This is a genomic window from Streptomyces sp. NPDC050988 (assembly GCF_044456225.1).
Taxonomy (GTDB): Bacteria; Actinomycetota; Actinomycetes; order Streptomycetales; family Streptomycetaceae; genus Streptomyces.
On sequence record NZ_JBITFQ010000008.1, the window covers coordinates 80,770 to 97,091 of the forward strand.

Consider the following 16,322-nt stretch of genomic DNA (forward strand, 5'->3'; position numbering starts at 1 on the left):
GGCGACCTACCGATACTGCGGTCTGAGCAGCGCACCACAGCCGCACCAGATCAAGCAGGGAACAGCGGGGAACCACGGGGAGAGCGCAAAGCCCGCCGAACTCGCGCACGAGGCGTTCGTCCCAAGTCAGCCGCCCTACAAGCCCAACATGCCCAACATGCCCGCTGCTTCCCAAGATACGAGCTTCGCCCACACCCCTCGTCTGACGCGCTGGGTAGGGTTTGCAGGGTGCGCTACCTGACAGAAGCCTTCATCATCGGGGCCCTGAAGCGGGGTCGGCCGGTGGAGCAGTTCCTCGGGCCGGTCGGTGCTCCGGGGCTGCTTGGCGTCAGCTACGTAGAAGTCCGTCCAGCGAATGCGTCGTACAAGGTCTACGTCCATGCCGTTGAGGATGTCGGGCATGGGGCGTTCCTCGACCTGGGCGGGTTTCCACCCCTCGACGCCGACGCGAGCGAAAAAGAGTTCGGCCGGCTCGTTGTCGTGGCCGAGGACCCGTCGAACGCGGTGACCGCTGCCGAGGAGACCACGGGCGCAGTGCGGGAACGGTGGGTCAACGAGAACATCGTCCAGGACGAATACGGCGACTTCGTTCGAGCGGGCCGGCCCTCGGATCAATCCCCCGACGGGCACCCCTGGCCAACTCGTCGACCACGCAGCTAGAGCCCCGGTCACGAATCGCAGGCATCGGAAAGCGAGCCTCAGGCAGGGCAGCTATGAGTGTCTAACTGCGTGACAACGCCGACGCACACCGGCGGACGAGCGCGGACACCTACGGACCATCAACACAGGTGAGAGGCGCACCAGCTGATGGCAGGGCCCTCACCCAAGTTGCTTCGGGACGAAGCGGTCGTTCCTCAAAGGCTCGCCGCTACGCTTCCGCCAGCTCCGCTTCCTCGTACGGACGTCGCCAGCAGCGTGGCTGAGGCTGGACGGTGCTGACGCAGACGATGCCCTCCGATACGGTCCCGAGCCATGGCGAATGGCAACGGTGTGCCGGAGAAGGTCGCGTGGATCCTGATTCGGGACGACCGGGTATTGGTGACGCGTAGTCACGGCAGAGATCGCTTCTACTTCCCGGGCGGTCATCGTGAGCCGGGCGAGTCCGACGGCGAGACCCTAGTGCGGGAGATCGACGAGGAACTGCAGGCGGCGATCGACCCCGGATCCATGGTGCACTTCGGCACCTTCGAGATCGGCGAGGGCCATCCGGATCACGGCCCTTTCCGGATGATCTGTTACACCGCCGATCACCGCGGTGAGCTGATCCCATCGAGGGAGATCGCCGAGAAAGCGTGGTTCCACTACGCAGATCGCGACCGAGTCTCGGCCGTCGACGAGATGGCTTTCGATGCGCTTCACGAGGCCGGCCTGCTTTCCTGATCCCGTGACCGCTGTACAGCAGCGAAGTACAGCAACCACCACGAACGCCAGCCAGTCGACCACGCTGTGCATCGCGTGCAGGACGAGCCGTCGGCCTGCGCTTGCCGCGACCAGGTGCTCCGGAAGCTGCGACGGAAGGTCGATCATCACCCTTCGATCGCAGACCACTTCCACTCCCGGCCAGGCGGCCGCATAGGCCGTCCCGTCCGGGGGATACACGCCGTCCGAGAGACTCGTACCCGTGCTGTCCTCAATTTCCCATCCCGGATACAGGCGCGGGCAGCATGGCGGAACTCCGTGCCGAGTCCGCCGCTCCCACCCGTCGCAACAGGTCCGGCAGAGCGGGTCGGCAGTGGGCCGCAGGGCGCACCTGACACGTACCGCGTCCGGCTCGGTACGAGGAGTTGCCGCCCCCATACGGCCCTTCGGTGGCGGGTCATCTCGTGGAAGAGGAACCTGGATGCAGGGGTGCGTGACGGAGAGGCGGCCCCATGGCTGAGACGAGTACAGACCACAAGGCGCATACGCCGTTCTTCTCGCGGCCCGGTGTGCGGCGTCTCGTGCCGTTCGTTCTGATCAGCGCGATCGCTCTGGTCTTCATCTTCGAGAACCGCGAGAGCGTCGAGATCCGCCTCCTGATTCCGGAGGTGACCATGCCGCTGTGGGGTGCCCTTCTGATCGCCTGGGGCCTCGGGATGCTCGCCTGCGCCTTCACTCTGCGTCGACGCCGGAACCGGCATTCACGGCGGACACGGTAGGGACTGCGGCGCCCGCGCCCGGACGGCGCCTCGGCGGAGCGAATCCGTCGGCCCGGTGACCGGGAAGATGCCGGGGCCTACCCCGCAGAGTCCGGCCGCGCGGCCCCGCGCATCCCGGAGCGGGACGCCCGAACGCCCGAACGCCCGAACCGCAGGCTCCGGTGGACGTACTCAGCCGTGCAGTGAGCGGTACGCCGCGGCCGCCCCGGGGTGCAGGGCGATGCCGCCCGTGCCGATCAGGCTGCCGACGTCGAGGAACTGGGTACCGACGGCGTTGTCGGGGACGAGGGCGGTGGCGCGGAGGACCAGCAGGCGGGTCAGCGCGTCGGCGACAGAGAGGGGGAGGTCGGGGCGGCACACCAGCAGGTTGGACACGCCGATGGTGGCGACTCCGCCCGCTGTCCGGTACGCGCTCTGCGGCAGGGACACCTCCTCCAGGCCCGACCCCGCCAATCCGTCGCGGCCACCGAGCCGGGGCAGCAGGCCGGCCAGCGGCAGGAACCGCAGGCCGAAACGGTCGTCGAGGTCGGACAGGACAGGCAGCGGTACGCCGCCCGCGACCAGCAGGGCGTCGACCGAGCCCGCCCGCATCGCCTCGGCCGCGTCGGCCAGCGGGAAATGGCGTACGGGAACGTCGGTGCCGGGGGAAAGGCCCGCGGCGCGCAGGATCCGTTCGCCGAGTTCGGCCGCGCCCGATCCGGTCGCGCCGAGCGAGACGGTGTGTCCGGCCAGGTCGGGCACCGCGCGCACGGACGAGTCGGCGCGGACGACGAACTGGAGGTAGGTCTCGTACACCCTGCCGATCGCGCGCAGGCGCACCGGGCGCGGGAAGAGGGCGGTGCCCTTGGCCGCCTGCGCGGTGTCGGTGAGGACGAGTGCGAGGTCGGCATGGCCGTCGCGGAGCAGTTCGATGTTGGTCACACTGCCTGCGGTGGTACGGACGCGGCAGCTCAGGCGGGGATACGCCGTCTCGAGTTCCGCCGCGACGAGGCGGCCGAAAGCCTCGTAGAACGCGGTGGGTTCACCGGTCGCGAACCGCAGGACACCGCTCGGTCCGGGACGCTGCCGTGAGGTGTCGGCCGTGAGCGCGCCGCCGAGAACGGCGACGGCCGCCGTGCCCAGGGCGGCGTGGAGAAGGCTGCGGCGGTCGACGGGGTGGTTCACCACCCGGTCGGCGGGGTGGTTCACCACACGCCGCCGCCGTCACCCGCACGGCCACCGTCACCCGCACGGCCACCGTCACCTGCACGGCCACCGTCACCCGCACCGCCATGACCTGCACGGCCGCCGCCACCCGCACCGCCACCACCCGCACGGCCGCCGTCACCCCCACCGCAGCCCCCCTCGCCGCCCCCACCGCCCTCGCCGTCCACTCCGTCCCCTCCATCGGTCACGGCGCGCGGCACGAGCGCCCTGGCCCGCAGCCCTCGCGGGTGCGCCGGCCCCAGTTCCAGGCGGCCTCCCCGCCCCGCCAGCAGTTGTTCGGCGATGGCCAGTCCCAGCCCCGTACCCGTTGTGCCGTCCTGTCGTTGCCGGCCCGAACGCCAGAATCTCGTGGTGGCCAGGGCCAGTTCCTCCGTGCCCAGCCCCGGGCCGTCGTCCGTCACCGTGAGGACCGCCAGCGGGCCCTCGACGGTGCAGCTGAGCGAGATCCCGGCGCCCGGGCCCGCGTACTTGATGGCGTTGTCCAGGAGGATGTCCGTGATCTGGGCGAGTTCGCGGTCCGTACAGGCGGTCTGGACCGGGGCCTCGGCGGGCCCAAGGCCCAGACGTGCTCCGGCGCGGTCGGCGACCGGCTCCCACAGGCTGTGCTGGGTGGCCGCCACGGCCGTGGCGTCGCAGCGGGCGCCCGAGCCGTCGGTCACCGTCAGTTCCCCGGCCCGGTGTTCCGCGGTGGCGAGGGCCAGCAGGTCGTCGAGAAGGCTCTCCAGACGGTCGAGTTCGGTGGTGACCCCGGAGTACGTACGGTCGGCGGACGCGGGCAGATGCGTGTGCAGGGCGTCGACACGGAGCCTGAGGGCCGCCATGGGGTTGCGCATCTGGTGGGACGTGTCGGCGACGAGCCTGCGCTGCTGCTCCAGGGCCGCCGTGACCGTACGGGCCATGCGGTTGAAGCCGGTGGCGAGCTGGCGCAGTTCGGGCGGGCCGCCCGCTCGGGTCTGTTCGGGCGGGAGTCCCGCGGCGAGTTGCCCGACGGCCCGGTCGAGACGGCGCAGCGGGCTGACCACCCACCCCGTCGCGGCCCGGGCGAGGACCGTGCAGGCGACCGCGACCAGAGCCGCTCCGGCGAGGACGGCGGCCCAGCGCCGGGTGATGTCCTCCGCCGCGGTCTCCACCGAGGCCCGCAGCACGACGGCCCCGGAGACCCGGGTCCCGGTACCCGCGGGCTCGGCGAACATCCGGTGCCCCCGTGACCAGGGCCGAAGCGTGCCCCCGGGATGCGCGGTCTGGTTGCGCAGCGCCGCGTCGAGCAGCCGGGCGACGGCGGGATCGGCCGCCCGCATGCCACCGGTCTGGACGACGGGGTTGCGGCGCGTGTCCGTGACGACGAGTGATTCGCCGTACAGCTGTGTGTAGCGGCGCACCTCGGCGGTGACGGCCGAGGTGTCGCCGGTCGCCGCGGCCTGGTCCATGAGAGACGCGAAGCGGTCCAGGTCGGCGCTGCGGGCGAGGACCAGTTGCTGGGTGCGGTCGGACGCGGTGAACAGCAGCAGCGGAACGGCGAACGCGGCCACCGCGATCACGACGAACAGCAGCAGCGCGGCCTCGACCCTGGTACGCACGCGCCGGCTCCTCAGGCCCCGGAATCGCGAAGGTTCCCGGGGTCCCCGGACAGGTCCCCCAGGTCCCCGAATCGGTAGCCGAAGCCGCGGATCGTGGTGAGCAGCTCGGGGCGGCACAGCTTGGCGCGCAGCTGGGTGAGGTGGACGTCCAGGGAGCGGGACACGGCGTGGTGGGCGTCGCCCCACACCTCGTCCAGGAGCTGCTCGCGGCTGACCGCCGTGCCCGCGCGTCCGGCCAGCACCGCGAGGATGTCGAACTCCTTGGTGGTCAGCTCTACCTCCGCCCCGCCGACCACGACCCGGCGTGCGTCGAGGTCCACCGCGACGTCACCGGCACGGACCGTTCGTACGGCGGAGGCGCCCGCCCGCACAGCGGAAGCGCCCTTCGCCGCGTTCCGCCGGGTGACGGCGTCGATCCGCGCGAGCAGCTCGGCGAGACGTACCGGCTTGACGAGGTAGTCGTCGGCCCCGAGCCGCAGTCCGCGCACGACCGAGCGCTCGTCGCCGCGGGCGGTCAGCACCACCACCGACATGTCGCTCACCGCCCGCAGGGCGCGCAGCACGTCCAGACCGTCGGTGTCGGGCAGGCCCAGGTCGAGAAGCAGCAGGTCGGAGCTGCGGTGGTAGGTCAGCACCTCCCTGCCGTACCGAACCCGCCTGGTGACGTGACCATGGTCGTACAGGACCTCCACGAGCGCCGCGGCCACACCGTCGTCGTCCTCGGCCAGCAGTATCCGCACCCTGTCCACCTCCCTTCGGACGCTCCTCGGCCGCGTCCGCCGCCTCTGCTCGCAGCCGAATGTAAACCACACCGACCGTGCGCCCGCCGGAGTGTTAAGGGGAGGTTAGTTCTGCGTCCGGGTCTCTCGCCCGCCCGTGCGGGGCCGAGCCAGGCTGCACGGCACCCAGCAGCCCGCCGCGAAGGACGCCGTAATGATCATTGACTGTCACGGTCACTACACGACCGCCCCGCCGGCCCTGGAGGCATGGCGGAACCGGCAGATCGCCTCCCTCACCGAACCGTCGGCCGCTCCCGCCCGCGCGGATCTGCGCATCGGCGACGACGAGCTGCGCGAGACCATCGAGCCGAACCAGCTCCGGCTGATGGACGAGCGCGGCATCGACCTGACGGTCTTCTCGCCCCGCGCGTCGTTCATGGCACACCACATCGGGGACTTCGGGACCTCCGCCGCTTGGGCGGCGATCTGCAACGAACTCTGCTTCCGCGTCAGCCGGTTGTATCCGGAGCGCTTCGTGCCCGCCGCGATGCTTCCGCAGTCGCCCGGCGTCGACCCCGCCACCTGTCTCCCCGAACTCACCCGCTGTGTCGAGGAGTTCGGCGCCGTGGCCCTGAACCTCAACCCCGACCCCTCGGGCGGCCACTGGACCGCCCCGCCGCTCACCGACCGCTCGTGGTACCCCGTCTACGAGAAGATGGTCGAGTACGACATCCCGGCGATGGTCCACGTCAGCACGAGCGTCAACCCCGCCTTCCACACCACCGGCGCGCACTACCTCAACGCCGACACCACGGCGTTCATGCAGCTGGTCCAGGGTGACCTGTTCGCCGACTTCCCGACCCTGCGTCTCGTCATCCCGCACGGCGGCGGTGCCGTCCCCTACCACTGGGGCCGCTTCCGGGGCCTCGCCATGGCGCTCGGCAAACCTCCGCTGGAGGAACACGTCCTGGGCAACGTCTACTTCGACACCTGCGTGTACCACCAGTCCGGTTCGGACCTCCTGTACGACGTGATCCCGGCCCGGAACATCCTCTTCGCCTCGGAGATGATCGGAGCCGTCCGCGACATCGACCCGTGCACCGGCCACCACTTCGACGACACCCGCCGCTACGCGGAGGCGGCCGGGCTTCCCGCGCAGGACCTGGCGTCGGTCCAGGAGCACAATGCCCGCGCGGTGTACCCCCGCCTGGACGCACTGCTGAAGCGCCAGGGCCGGTGAGCACCATGAGCACTCCCGCCGCCAAGACCCCCGGCTGGCTGGACTGGTACGAGAACCCGTCCAGGCCCGAGTTCCGGCTGCCGCCGGGAACCGTCGACACCCACTGCCATGTCTTCGGCCCCCAGGCGGAGTTCCCCTTCTCACCGGAGCGGAAGTACACCCCCTGTGACGGCGGCAGCGCCGAACTGTTCGCGCTCCGGGACCACTTGGGCATCAGCCGGAACGTCATCGTGCAGGCCACCTGCCACGGCGTGGACAACTCCGCGATGGTGGACGCCGTCCGGGCGGCCGACGGCAGGGCGCGCGGCATAGCGACCGTCCGTCCGGACGTCTCCGAGAGGAAGCTGCTGGACCTCCACATAGCGGGCGTACGCGGGGTGCGCTTCAACTTCGTACGACGTCTCGTCGACGCCTCCCCCAAGGACGACCTGCGCACGATCGCGAGGAAGGTCGCCCCGCTGGGCTGGCACGTCGTCCTCTACTTCGAGAGCGCCGACCTGCCCGAACTGGAGGGGTTCTTCGGCTCGTTGCCCGTTCCGCTGGTGGTGGACCACATGGGGCGCCCGGATGTCACCCAGCCGGTGGACGGGCCGCGGTTCGCACGGTTCCTGCGCTTCGTCGACGCCAACGATGTCCGGGTGAAGGTGAGTTGTCCCGAGCGCCTCAGCGTGACCGGACCCGCCGCCCTGGACGGCGAACGGCACGCCTACACCGACGTCGTCCCCTTCGCCCGCCGCGTCGTGACGGAGTTCCCCGACCGGGTGCTGTGGGGCACCGACTGGCCCCACCCCAACCTCACCGACCACATGCCCGACGACGGCCTCCTCGTCGACCACCTGCCACAGGTCGCGGTCACCGACGAGCAGCGGCACAAGCTCCTGGTCGCCAACCCGATGGGCCTCTATTGGCCCGACGAGAACCTCTGACCCACCGAATCCCCAACTCCCCCTGTTCCTCCCCAACCCCCAACTCCCCCTGTTTCTCCCCAACTTGGACAAGGGTCCGCTCATGCGACAAGCCAACGCGCTGAACCGGCTGGACAGGCTTCCGGTCTCCCGGTTCCACAAAGTCACTCTCCTCGCCATCGCCTTCGCCTACTTCTTCGAGTTCGCGGACATCAACAGCTTCGCCACCACCGCGCCGAAACTGATCAAGCTGTGGGGCCTGACGGTCGACCAGGTCGCCTACGTCACCTCGCTCTCGTTCGTCGGCATGTTCATCGGGGCGATCGTCGCCGGGTCCATCTCCGACCGGTGGGGCCGAAAGCGGGCCCTGCTGTGGACGACGATGTTCTTCGGCTTCTTCTCGTTCGCGGCGGCCTTCTCCTGGGACCTCGTGTCCCTCGGTGTGTTCCGTGTGCTGACCTCGGCGGGGCTGTCGGCGATGACCGTCGTGGGAGTCGTCTACATCAACGAGATGTATCCGTCGGCGGTCCGCGGCAAGTACCAGGCGTACGCCATCGTCATCGGCATCTGCGGCACTCCCGTCACCAACCTCATCGCGAGCGCGGTCGTACCGCTCACCGACTGGTCGTGGCGGCTGGTCTACATCTGGGGCTCCCTGGGCATCCTGCTCGTCCTGTTCACCCGGCATCTCAAGGAGTCACCCCGCTGGCTGGAGAGCAGGGGCGAGCACGCCAAGGCCGACGCGGTCCTGAGAGAGATCGAGGCGAGCGTCGTCGCGGAGAAGGGACCCCTGCCCGAGCCCGCGCCCCCGGTCGACGTGACACCGTCGACGAAGGCACCGCTCCGCCTGCTCCTCCAGAAGAAGTACCTGTACCCGACGCTGCTGCTCACCGTGTTGTGGATGACGCAGACCATCGGCTTCTTCGGCTACTCGAGCTGGGCGCCCACCCTGCTGGCCAAGGAGGGCTTCAGCGTCGAGAAGTCCGTCTTCTACGTGGCCCTGACGACGGTCGGCGCACCGCTCGGCTGCTATCTCGCGTCGCTGGTCACCGACCGGTTCGAACGCAAGTGGTGCCTGGTCGCCTTCGGCACGGTGATCGCGGCCTGCGGTCTGCTGTACGGGCTCACGTTCAACCCGGTCCTCATCATCGTGTTCGGTTTCCTGGTGAACCTCTTCGAGCGCGGCTACACCGCCCTCGCCTACGCCTACTCACCCGAACTCTTCGACACCCGGGGCCGCTCGCTGGGGACGAGCGTCTCCTACGGCTTCGGCCGGCTGTCGAACGCCGCCGGTCCGCTGATCGTCGCGGCGCTCTACAACGGCCACGGCTATCAGAGCGTCTTCTACTTCATCGCCGGCACCTGGCTGGTCGGCGCGGTCGTGCTGGCCGTCTTCGGCCCCCTGACCCGCTCGGCACGCCTCGCGGAAGCGGAGCGGCAACGTGCGGGGGTCCCTGCCTGAGACAACGTGCGGGGGTCCCTGCCTGAGACCAGGCGGGTCAGGCGAGTTTCCGGCAGTACAGCGCGTCCGGGGTCCGTGCCGAGCCGACGCGGCCGGTGTAGGCGATGCCGGCCGCGTACTCGTCGGCCGCGCACTGGCCCTTGTAGTGGCCGCTCGCGAAGTCGCCGCCCTTGGGGGCCGGGCCCCTGTCGTCGCCGCGGTCGAACCAGACCGTACGGCCGGCCGCCCCGAGCTTCCCGGTCGGGGCGGCCGCGCACAGGGCGGCGGAGACGGCGGAGCCGCGGACGCTGTAGCCGGTGAGGAAGTGGCCGTCGGGGCACTGGAGTTTGGTGTATCCGGAGGCCCAGTCGCCGCCCGGGACGACGTGGCGCTCGTCCCTGACCACCTCGTGTCCGCCCGCCGGGGCCCACAAGGCCCCGGCGGTCACGTCCGAGCACAGGCCCCGGTTGCCCGTGTGGCTGAGGCCGAGGAGGCGTTGTCCGTCGGGGCAGGCGGCCTTGCGGGCGCCGGAGTCCCAGTCGGGGAGTGCGCGCATGCGTCGCGAGGCGACGAAGTCGCCGTGGTCGGGGCTGAGCATCGACCACTCCGTCACGGGGGCGACAGGGCCCGTACGGCCGGAGGCCTGGACGAGCCGGGTCCACGCCGCGGCCCGCCAGTCGTCACCGTCGTACACGCCCATGCGGTGGCCCGCAGAGTCCCAGTGCAGCAGGGCCCAGCCGTTGCCCCTGCGGTTCTCGTGCCACCCGACGAGCGGCCAGTACGCGAAGTCGGCGTCGGTACGGACCAGTTGGTCGACGAAGTTCTCGAACCAGGCACGCTGCTCGGCGCCCGTCTCCTCACGGCCGCCGACGCCGAACTCGCTGATCCAGACGGGGGCCGTGAAGTGCTGGTCCTGTTCCGCGGTGACGTAGAACGCCTGGCGGTTCAGTACGGCGGTCAGTTCGGCGGGGCTGAAGTCGCGGTAGCGGGGGTCGGTCGTCTCGCCCGTTCCCGTGGCGCCGCTGTGGTTCGGGCCCGTGTAGTCGTAGAAGTGGGCGGAGTACACGAGCTTGCCGGAGTCGACGAGGGTGTGCGAGAGACGGCGTACGGGCTCCAGGGTGGGGCGTTCGTGTGCGAAGCCGTCGATGGGGATGCCGGTCCAGTTGATGCCCTCGACGATGATCAGGAGGTCCGCGTTGGCCTCCGTCAGGATGCGGTCGCCGACGCGCTGGGAGGCGGCGAACCAGTCGTGGTCGTCGCCGAGGCCCCAGTTGGGGTCGTCCCAGATGTTGCGGCGGACCTCGTTGTAGAGGTCGGCGCCGACGACACGCTTGTTGTCCTTGTAGCGGCGGGCCATGAAGAGCCAGTCCGCCTCCCAGGTCTGGGTGGACTGACTCGCGTTCCAGCGTTCGTTGCCGTCGACTCCGCAGCACCAACGGGTCGTGTTGGTGTGGTTGTTGAGGATCACGGCGAGGCCCGCGGCGGTGAGTTCGCGTACCACCGCGTCGTACACCTGGAGCGGGGTCATGCCGCGCAGGGACGGGTTCGCGGCGACCGCGTCGTCCTTGACGGGCACGCCGTCGTGGATCATCTCGTTGGAGAACGGCAGCCGGATGCTGTTGATCCCGATCTCCTGGAAACCGGCGATGATCTCGGCCATGGGGGCCCGGTCCAGGCCGAGGGGGGTCCGGCCCGAGTTCTCCCCCGCGTGATGGTTGGCGTCCTCGTCCACGCTTCCCGAGCCGTTCCAAGTACCGCTGGCGCCATGCCAGTTGCCGGACCGCAGCTTGAAGCGGTCGCCGTCCGCGTCGACGATCCAGCGGCCTCGTGCACTGAGCGGCGCCGTCCAGTCCGCGGCGGCCGAGGCGGATTCCGATCGGGGAGCACTCTTGGCGGCAGACCCCTGCGGGGCCGCGGCAGCCGGTACGGGCGTCAGGGGCGCCAGCAGAAGTACGGCGGTCAGAGCCGCCCCGACGAAGGATCCGCGCACGGTCACCATCCCGAATCCCGAGGACGACACTGACTGACGTTGTCATGCCAGCGTCATCATGAGGGATGGGGCGGTATTGGTCCAGGCCTACGGGTGCGGCTCTCCGGCCTCGTGGGTCACAGGTCCGGCTCCACGCTCTGTTCCGCCCAGATCGTCTTGCCCGTGGGGGTGGGGCGGGTGCCCCAGCGCCGGGTCAGCTGGGCGACCAGGAGGAGACCTCGGCCGCCCTCGTCGTACGAACGGGCGCGGCGCATGTGGGGTGCGGTGCTGCCGGCGTCCGAGACCTCGCAGATGAGGGTCCGGTCGTGGATGAGGCGCAGTTGGATGGGCGGCGCGGCGTGCCGGATGGCGTTGGTGACCAGTTCGCCGACGACCAGTTCGGTGACGAAGGCGGCGTCGGACAGGCCCCAGGCCGCCAGCCGGCCGAGCGCGTTCTTGCGGGCCTCACCGACGGCGGCGGGGTCGGGGTCGATGTCCCAGGCGGCGACCCGGTCGGTGTCGAGCGCCCGGGTCCGGGCGATGAGCAGGGCCACGTCGTCGCTGGGCCGCCGGGGGAGCACGGCCGCCAGGACCGCGTCGCACAGCGCCTCCAGGGAGACCGCGGGAGCGGCGAGGGCGCGGCGCAGCCTGGAGGTGCCCTCGTCGAGGTCGCTGTCGCTGTCGCTGGACTCGATCAGGCCGTAGGCGTAGAGGGCGAGCAGGCTTCCTTCCGGCAGTTCGGTGTCGAGGGACTCGAAGGGCAGACCGCCCAGGCCGAGCGGGGGCCCCGCGGGAACGTCGAGCAGCTCCACCGTGCCGTCCGGGGTCACGACGGCCGGCGGGGGATGCCCGGCCCTGGCGAGGGTGCACCGGCGGGAGACGGGGTCGTACACGGCGTACAGGCAGGTCGCTCCGACGCCTCCCGGGCTCTCCCCCTCGGCGGCGGACGGCTCCACGCCCTCCGCCTCGGTGGCCAGGCGGCCGACCAGGTCGTCGAGGTGGGTGAGCAGTTCGTCGGGAGGCAGGCCGATGTCCGCGAGCGTGCGTACGGCGGTACGCAGCCGGCCCATGGTCGCCGAGGCGTGGATGCCATGGCCCACGACATCGCCCACGACCAGCGCCACCCTGGTTCCGGACAGCGGGATCACGTCGAACCAGTCCCCGCCCACGCCGGCCCGGGCACCGGCCGGGAGGTAGCGGAAGGCGACCTCCACCGCGGCCTGCTCGGGCAGGCTCTGCGGCAGCAGGCTGCGCTGCAGGGTGACGGCCGTGCCGCGTTCGCGGGTGTAGCGCAGGGCGTTGTCGATGCAGACCGCCGCCCGGGCCGCCAGTTCCTCGGCCAGTACCAGGTCGTCCTGATTGAACGGGTCGGGGTGCCGGTGCCGGGCGAGGACGACGACACCCAGGGCGGTGCCGCGCGCCGACAGGGGCACGGTCATGGCCGAGTGGAAGCCGTACACCTCACGAACGGCCTCGTCCGGGGCGGTGGTGACACCGCCCCGGACGAGGCCGGGTGCAAGATCCAGACAGCTACGGGGTTACAGGGTCGTGTTGTAGGCCCGTTCGATCGTCTGGACCAGGGTGTTGCCGGCGCGGTCCGTCAGCTTGGCCCGGAGGGAGACCGAGCCCGCCTTCGCCGGGTGCTTCAGGGAGAGGTGCGTGCCGCCGACGGCCTTGGTGGGCTGCCAGGTGGTGCCTCCGTCGTACGAGACCTCGAAGGCGAGCTTGGCGGGGCGTTTGCCCGTGGCCGCGCCCTCGACGGTGAAGGGGACCTCGAACCGCTTGCCCGCCTTCGCCGTGCTGGACAGGGTCAGGTCGGGGGAGAAGCGGATCACCGACAGCGGGAGCGCGGTCGTGCCGTCCTCGGGGGTGGTGGCGGAGCGGAAGGTCCACTCCGTGCGGACCCGGGTGCTGACCGGGTACACCGCGGGATCACGTGAGGCGTCCACGGTCAGTCGGTACGCGCTGTCGCCGGCCGGAACGGTGTACTCGGTGAGGTCGATCGGCGAGATGCCGTGGTCGTCGGGGATCTCCTTGCCGTTGGCCTGCAGCGAACTGGTCACCGAGGTGTAGTCACTGAGGCCCCAGTGGCCGGAGCCGTCGCCGAACAGCGGCGTGTAGGCCCTGATGACGTTCCCGTACCGCACGACTCCGGGGAGTCCCCGCTCCGGGCCGAGGTCACCCGCGGCGGGCATGGTCGGGCCGAAGACGCCGACGTTGAACCGCTCGGTGTAGCTCCGTCCGGCCTGCCAGGTCCTCGGCATCCGCATCAGGAAGCTCTCCGAGACCCTGTCGTCGCCCTCGCCGAACATCTGCCAGGCGCGGAAGGACCACTTGACGTCGTTGTCGAGGACGTACTCCGTGGTGCTCAGCGGCAGGTCGGCGCGCAGGTCGTCGTAGCTGAGGACCAGGCCCCCGTCGGGCGTGTGCGCGGACGCCTCGAACTGGACGCCTCTGCCCTCGACGGGCACGCCCACCTGGACGTCGACCTTGGCGAGCTGGTCCTGCCGGATGTCGGCGGTGAAGCCGTCCAGCCGGCCGGCGCGGTTCCAGGCCAGGTGGTAGGCGACCGGCCGACCCGTGTCGTCCGTGCGGGTCCAGTCGCCGGCGAACACGGCGGACATGCCGCCCGCGGACTCGTCGGGTCCGAGCTGCCCGAACCGCGTGCCCTGGAAGGTCGGCACCAGGAACTGGAGGTTGCCCGGGCTCAGTTCACCGCCCCGGTCGTAGGTGTAGACGACCGTGGCCTCGGTGTTCTTCGCCGCCGCGTCGGGCACGGTGATGTCCACCGGCCGCGCCTGCCGGGCGTCGACGGCGACGGTGGTGTCCTTGTCCACGTTCAGCATCGGCCGCACCAGCACGGCGTGCGTGGCGGCGTCGTACGAGGGGTGGATCACACCGCTCAGGGTGTAGACGCCCTTGGGCACCCGTACGGTGATCTCGCCGTCCTGCTCGTCGGCGAGGTCGGCGTAGAAGTCGCTGTGGATGGCGCTGAGTTGGGTGGCAGCGTCGCCGACCGGCTCGCCGTTCTCGTCGAGGTGCTTGACCGTCAGGTCGTACGACTCGACCTCGCGCTCCACGCCGACGGCGGAACGCACCTGGGTCTTGCCGTCGGCGGAGGTGGCCTGCACCGAGCCGCCGAAGGTGCCGTCGGCGCTGCCGGCGCGGGTGTCGGCGGTCACGTCGGCGGTCGCCTCGCCGCCCGCCGGGACGGTGAGCTGCCGCGGCGACACGGCGAACATGCCCTCGGCCGCGGGCTTGCCGTCCACCGAGAACGCGTCGACGGACAGGTCCAGGGTGACCGGCTCCGAACCGAGGTTGCGGTACGTCAGTTTCTTGGTCGCCGGTTCGTCGTCGTTGTGCGGCCACCGCTGCTTGCCGAAGTCGATCGGCCCCTGCTCGGTGACGACGCTCTGCTCCATCGCCCGCACCACGTCGGTGCGGCCGGTCCCCTGCTGGAAGGAGCTGTACGCGCCCGGCTTCGCGGAGCCCGTGAGGACCGCCTTGAGACGCTCACCGGTCCAGTCGGGGTGCTGCTGGGCGAGGATCGCGGCGGCGCCCGCGACGTGCGGGGACGCCATGGAGGTGCCGTCGATGGTGAGGTAGCCGGGTATGTCGGAGGGGTACGCGCCCTCCAGGACGCTGCCGGCGGCCGAGGCGGCCGTGATGGCGGCACCGGGCGCGGTCAGGTCGGGCTTGACCCCGCCGTCGCCGACGCGCGGGCCGCGGCTGGAGAAGTCCGCGAGCCGGTCGGCCTTGTCGACCGCGCCGACGGTGAGCGCGGCGTCGGCGCTGCCGGGCGAGCCGACGGTCCCCTCGCCGAACTCGCCGTCGTTGCCCGCCGCGACGACGAAGAGCGTGTCCGACTCGGCGGAGAGCCGGTTGACCGTCTCCTCCATCGGGTCGACGCCGGGCGTGTCCGTGCCGCCGAGGCTGAGGTTGACGACATCGGCGCCCTGCGCCACCGCCCACTCCATGCCCGCGATGATCCCGGAGTCCGAGCCGAAGCCGTTGTCGTCCAGGACCTTGCCGTTCAGGAGCTTCGCGCCCGGGGCGACGCCCTTGTACTTGCCGTCCGACCTGGCTCCCGTACCGGCGGTGATGGACGCCACGTGGGTGCCGTGGCCGAACTTGTCACCCGGGCCGGAGGAGCCGGAGAAGTCCCGCTCCTCGATCACCTGGCTCGCCAGGTCGGCGTGGGTGGTGTCGATCCCGGTGTCCAGGACGGCGACCTTGGTGCCGGTGCCGTCGAACCCGGCGGCCCAGGCCGTGGGCGCGCCGATCTGCGGGACGCTCTTGTCGAGGCTTGCCTTGCGCCTGCCGTCGAGCCACAGCTTCTCGACGGCGGTCGAGTCGGCGAACCGGGCTGTTCCATCGCCCTTGCCCTCACCGCCGGTGCCGGTGCCGGTGCCGGTCATGGCGTTCCAGAACTCGGCGCCACGCTGCTTCACGGAGCGCATCGCCTTGCCGTTGACGACCGGGAGCGCCCGGCCCAGCCGCGCCCCGGCCCCGGTGAACGGGCTCATCGAGGGCGCCTTCTTGCCCCGGAACGTGACGATCAGCGGCAGCTCGGACCGGCCGACGTCGTCGTAGCCGTCCGCCAGCAGCTGCGTCACGTCGAACAGCCGGGTGTCCAGCTTGCCCTGTGCGAGCAGCAACTGCGCGTCGCCCGGCACCACTTGGGTGTGTCCGTCGACCACCCGGACCGAGAAGGGAATCCGCTCCCGGCCCTTGGCCCGCTCCACCCCGGTGACCCGGCCGGCGCCGTCCAGCCGGACCCGGTCGCCGGTGACCAGCGTCACCGTCCTCACCTTCTGTGCCTTGCCAACGCCGCTCGCGCCAACGACTACCGACCCGGTACGCCCGTCGGCCGGGTCACCGGCGGGCGCGGCCTGGGCCGTCCCGCCCGGGACACCGGCCAGCAGAAGGGCCGCCGAAACGGCCCCTGCCGCCACGACGGAACGTAAGGGTCTCGCACGTAACTCCACCTGAACTCCTGACACTTGGACCATCGGACAGGAGTCGTCCCGCGACACCGGAACCCCGGCGCCTCACCCGTACGCCCAACGACTCGCCATAGAGACGGGTCGGGCTGTAGTCGGGTTGTCAAGACATCCGATTTATTTC

Annotated in this window: 11 protein-coding genes and 2 pseudogenes; 6 read left to right on the top strand and 7 right to left on the bottom strand. The window is 70.8% G+C overall.

Annotation, left to right across the window (positions count from 1 at the left end):
* The first annotated feature begins 228 nt into the window (after window positions 1–228).
* Window positions 229–660 carry a hypothetical protein gene (locus ACIBEI_RS19650; protein WP_398890402.1) on the top strand — a complete coding sequence of 144 codons (432 nt, stop codon included), beginning with the start codon at window positions 229–231 and terminating at the stop codon, window positions 658–660.
* A gap of 312 nt (window positions 661–972) precedes the next feature.
* Window positions 973–1,380 carry an NUDIX domain-containing protein gene (locus ACIBEI_RS19655; RefSeq protein WP_398890404.1) on the top strand — a complete coding sequence of 136 codons (408 nt, stop codon included), beginning with the start codon at window positions 973–975 and terminating at the stop codon, window positions 1,378–1,380.
* A gap of 93 nt (window positions 1,381–1,473) precedes the next feature.
* On the opposite strand, the pseudogene ACIBEI_RS19660 reads toward ACIBEI_RS19655, so the two are convergent.
* A pseudogene (locus ACIBEI_RS19660) lies at window positions 1,474–1,797 on the bottom strand (DUF6928 family protein); the annotation flags it as partial.
* Window positions 1,798–1,871: 74 nt separating this feature from the next.
* Between ACIBEI_RS19660 and ACIBEI_RS19665 the strand changes: the two are divergent.
* A complete protein-coding gene (locus ACIBEI_RS19665) occupies window positions 1,872–2,138 on the top strand; it encodes a hypothetical protein (RefSeq protein ID WP_398890406.1) in 267 nt (88 codons plus the stop codon).
* Window positions 2,139–2,309: 171 nt separating this feature from the next.
* Here the strand turns inward: ACIBEI_RS19665 and ACIBEI_RS19670 are convergent, their stop codons facing one another.
* Genes ACIBEI_RS19670 through ACIBEI_RS19680 form a run of 3 tightly spaced genes read right to left on the bottom strand, consistent with a single transcriptional unit; the run spans window position 2,310 to window position 5,661 of the window.
* Window positions 2,310–3,302 carry a TAXI family TRAP transporter solute-binding subunit gene (locus ACIBEI_RS19670; protein WP_398890835.1) on the bottom strand — a complete coding sequence of 331 codons (993 nt, stop codon included), beginning with the start codon at window positions 3,300–3,302 and terminating at the stop codon, window positions 2,310–2,312.
* 20 nt (window positions 3,303–3,322) lie between these two features.
* Complete coding sequence (locus ACIBEI_RS19675) at window positions 3,323–4,921, bottom strand: sensor histidine kinase (RefSeq protein ID WP_398890408.1); 1,599 nt, start codon at window positions 4,919–4,921, stop codon at window positions 3,323–3,325.
* Window positions 4,922–4,932: 11 nt separating this feature from the next.
* Window positions 4,933–5,661: a response regulator transcription factor gene (locus tag ACIBEI_RS19680; RefSeq protein WP_398890410.1), complete on the bottom strand. Its 729-nt coding sequence runs from the start codon at window positions 5,659–5,661 to the stop codon at window positions 4,933–4,935.
* Window positions 5,662–5,854: 193 nt separating this feature from the next.
* Between ACIBEI_RS19680 and ACIBEI_RS19685 the strand changes: the two genes are divergently transcribed.
* The 3 genes from ACIBEI_RS19685 (at window position 5,855) to ACIBEI_RS19695 (ending at window position 9,247) form a co-directional block, all read left to right on the top strand.
* Window positions 5,855–6,880 carry an amidohydrolase family protein gene (locus tag ACIBEI_RS19685; protein WP_398890412.1) on the top strand — a complete coding sequence of 342 codons (1,026 nt, stop codon included), beginning with the start codon at window positions 5,855–5,857 and terminating at the stop codon, window positions 6,878–6,880.
* A gap of 5 nt (window positions 6,881–6,885) precedes the next feature.
* Window positions 6,886–7,806, top strand: a complete 921-nt coding sequence (locus ACIBEI_RS19690) for an amidohydrolase family protein (protein WP_398890414.1) — start codon at window positions 6,886–6,888, stop codon at window positions 7,804–7,806.
* A gap of 82 nt (window positions 7,807–7,888) precedes the next feature.
* Window positions 7,889–9,247 carry an MFS transporter gene (locus tag ACIBEI_RS19695; RefSeq protein ID WP_398890416.1) on the top strand — a complete coding sequence of 453 codons (1,359 nt, stop codon included), beginning with the start codon at window positions 7,889–7,891 and terminating at the stop codon, window positions 9,245–9,247.
* Window positions 9,248–9,284: 37 nt separating this feature from the next.
* On the opposite strand, the gene ACIBEI_RS19700 is transcribed toward ACIBEI_RS19695, so the two are convergent.
* The 3 genes and pseudogenes from ACIBEI_RS19700 to ACIBEI_RS19710 all read right to left on the bottom strand — a co-directional run bounded on the left by ACIBEI_RS19700 (window position 9,285) and on the right by ACIBEI_RS19710 (window position 16,207).
* The gene (locus ACIBEI_RS19700) at window positions 9,285–11,225 is read right to left on the bottom strand and encodes a glycoside hydrolase family 5 protein (RefSeq protein ID WP_398890837.1); all 1,941 of its coding nucleotides are present in this window, start codon (window positions 11,223–11,225) and stop codon (window positions 9,285–9,287) included.
* 107 nt (window positions 11,226–11,332) lie between these two features.
* Window positions 11,333–12,670 (bottom strand): annotated as a pseudogene (locus ACIBEI_RS19705) (SpoIIE family protein phosphatase); the annotation flags it as partial.
* 63 nt (window positions 12,671–12,733) lie between these two features.
* Complete coding sequence (locus tag ACIBEI_RS19710) at window positions 12,734–16,207, bottom strand: S8 family serine peptidase (protein ID WP_398890418.1); 3,474 nt, start codon at window positions 16,205–16,207, stop codon at window positions 12,734–12,736.
* Between the last annotated feature and the right edge of the window lie 115 nt (window positions 16,208–16,322).

Coding starts and splice junctions, on each gene's coding strand:
- ACIBEI_RS19665 (WP_398890406.1), top strand. CDS start 1,872: ATGGCTGAGACGAGTACAGACCACAAGGCGCATACGCCGTTCTTCTCG.
- ACIBEI_RS19690 (WP_398890414.1), top strand. CDS start 6,886: ATGAGCACTCCCGCCGCCAAGACCCCCGGCTGGCTGGACTGGTACGAG.
- ACIBEI_RS19695 (WP_398890416.1), top strand. CDS start 7,889: ATGCGACAAGCCAACGCGCTGAACCGGCTGGACAGGCTTCCGGTCTCC.
- ACIBEI_RS19685 (WP_398890412.1), top strand. CDS start 5,855: ATGATCATTGACTGTCACGGTCACTACACGACCGCCCCGCCGGCCCTG.
- ACIBEI_RS19655 (WP_398890404.1), top strand. CDS start 973: ATGGCGAATGGCAACGGTGTGCCGGAGAAGGTCGCGTGGATCCTGATT.
- ACIBEI_RS19710 (WP_398890418.1), bottom strand. CDS start 16,207: ATGGTCCAAGTGTCAGGAGTTCAGGTGGAGTTACGTGCGAGACCCTTA.
- ACIBEI_RS19700 (WP_398890837.1), bottom strand. CDS start 11,225: ATGGTGACCGTGCGCGGATCCTTCGTCGGGGCGGCTCTGACCGCCGTA.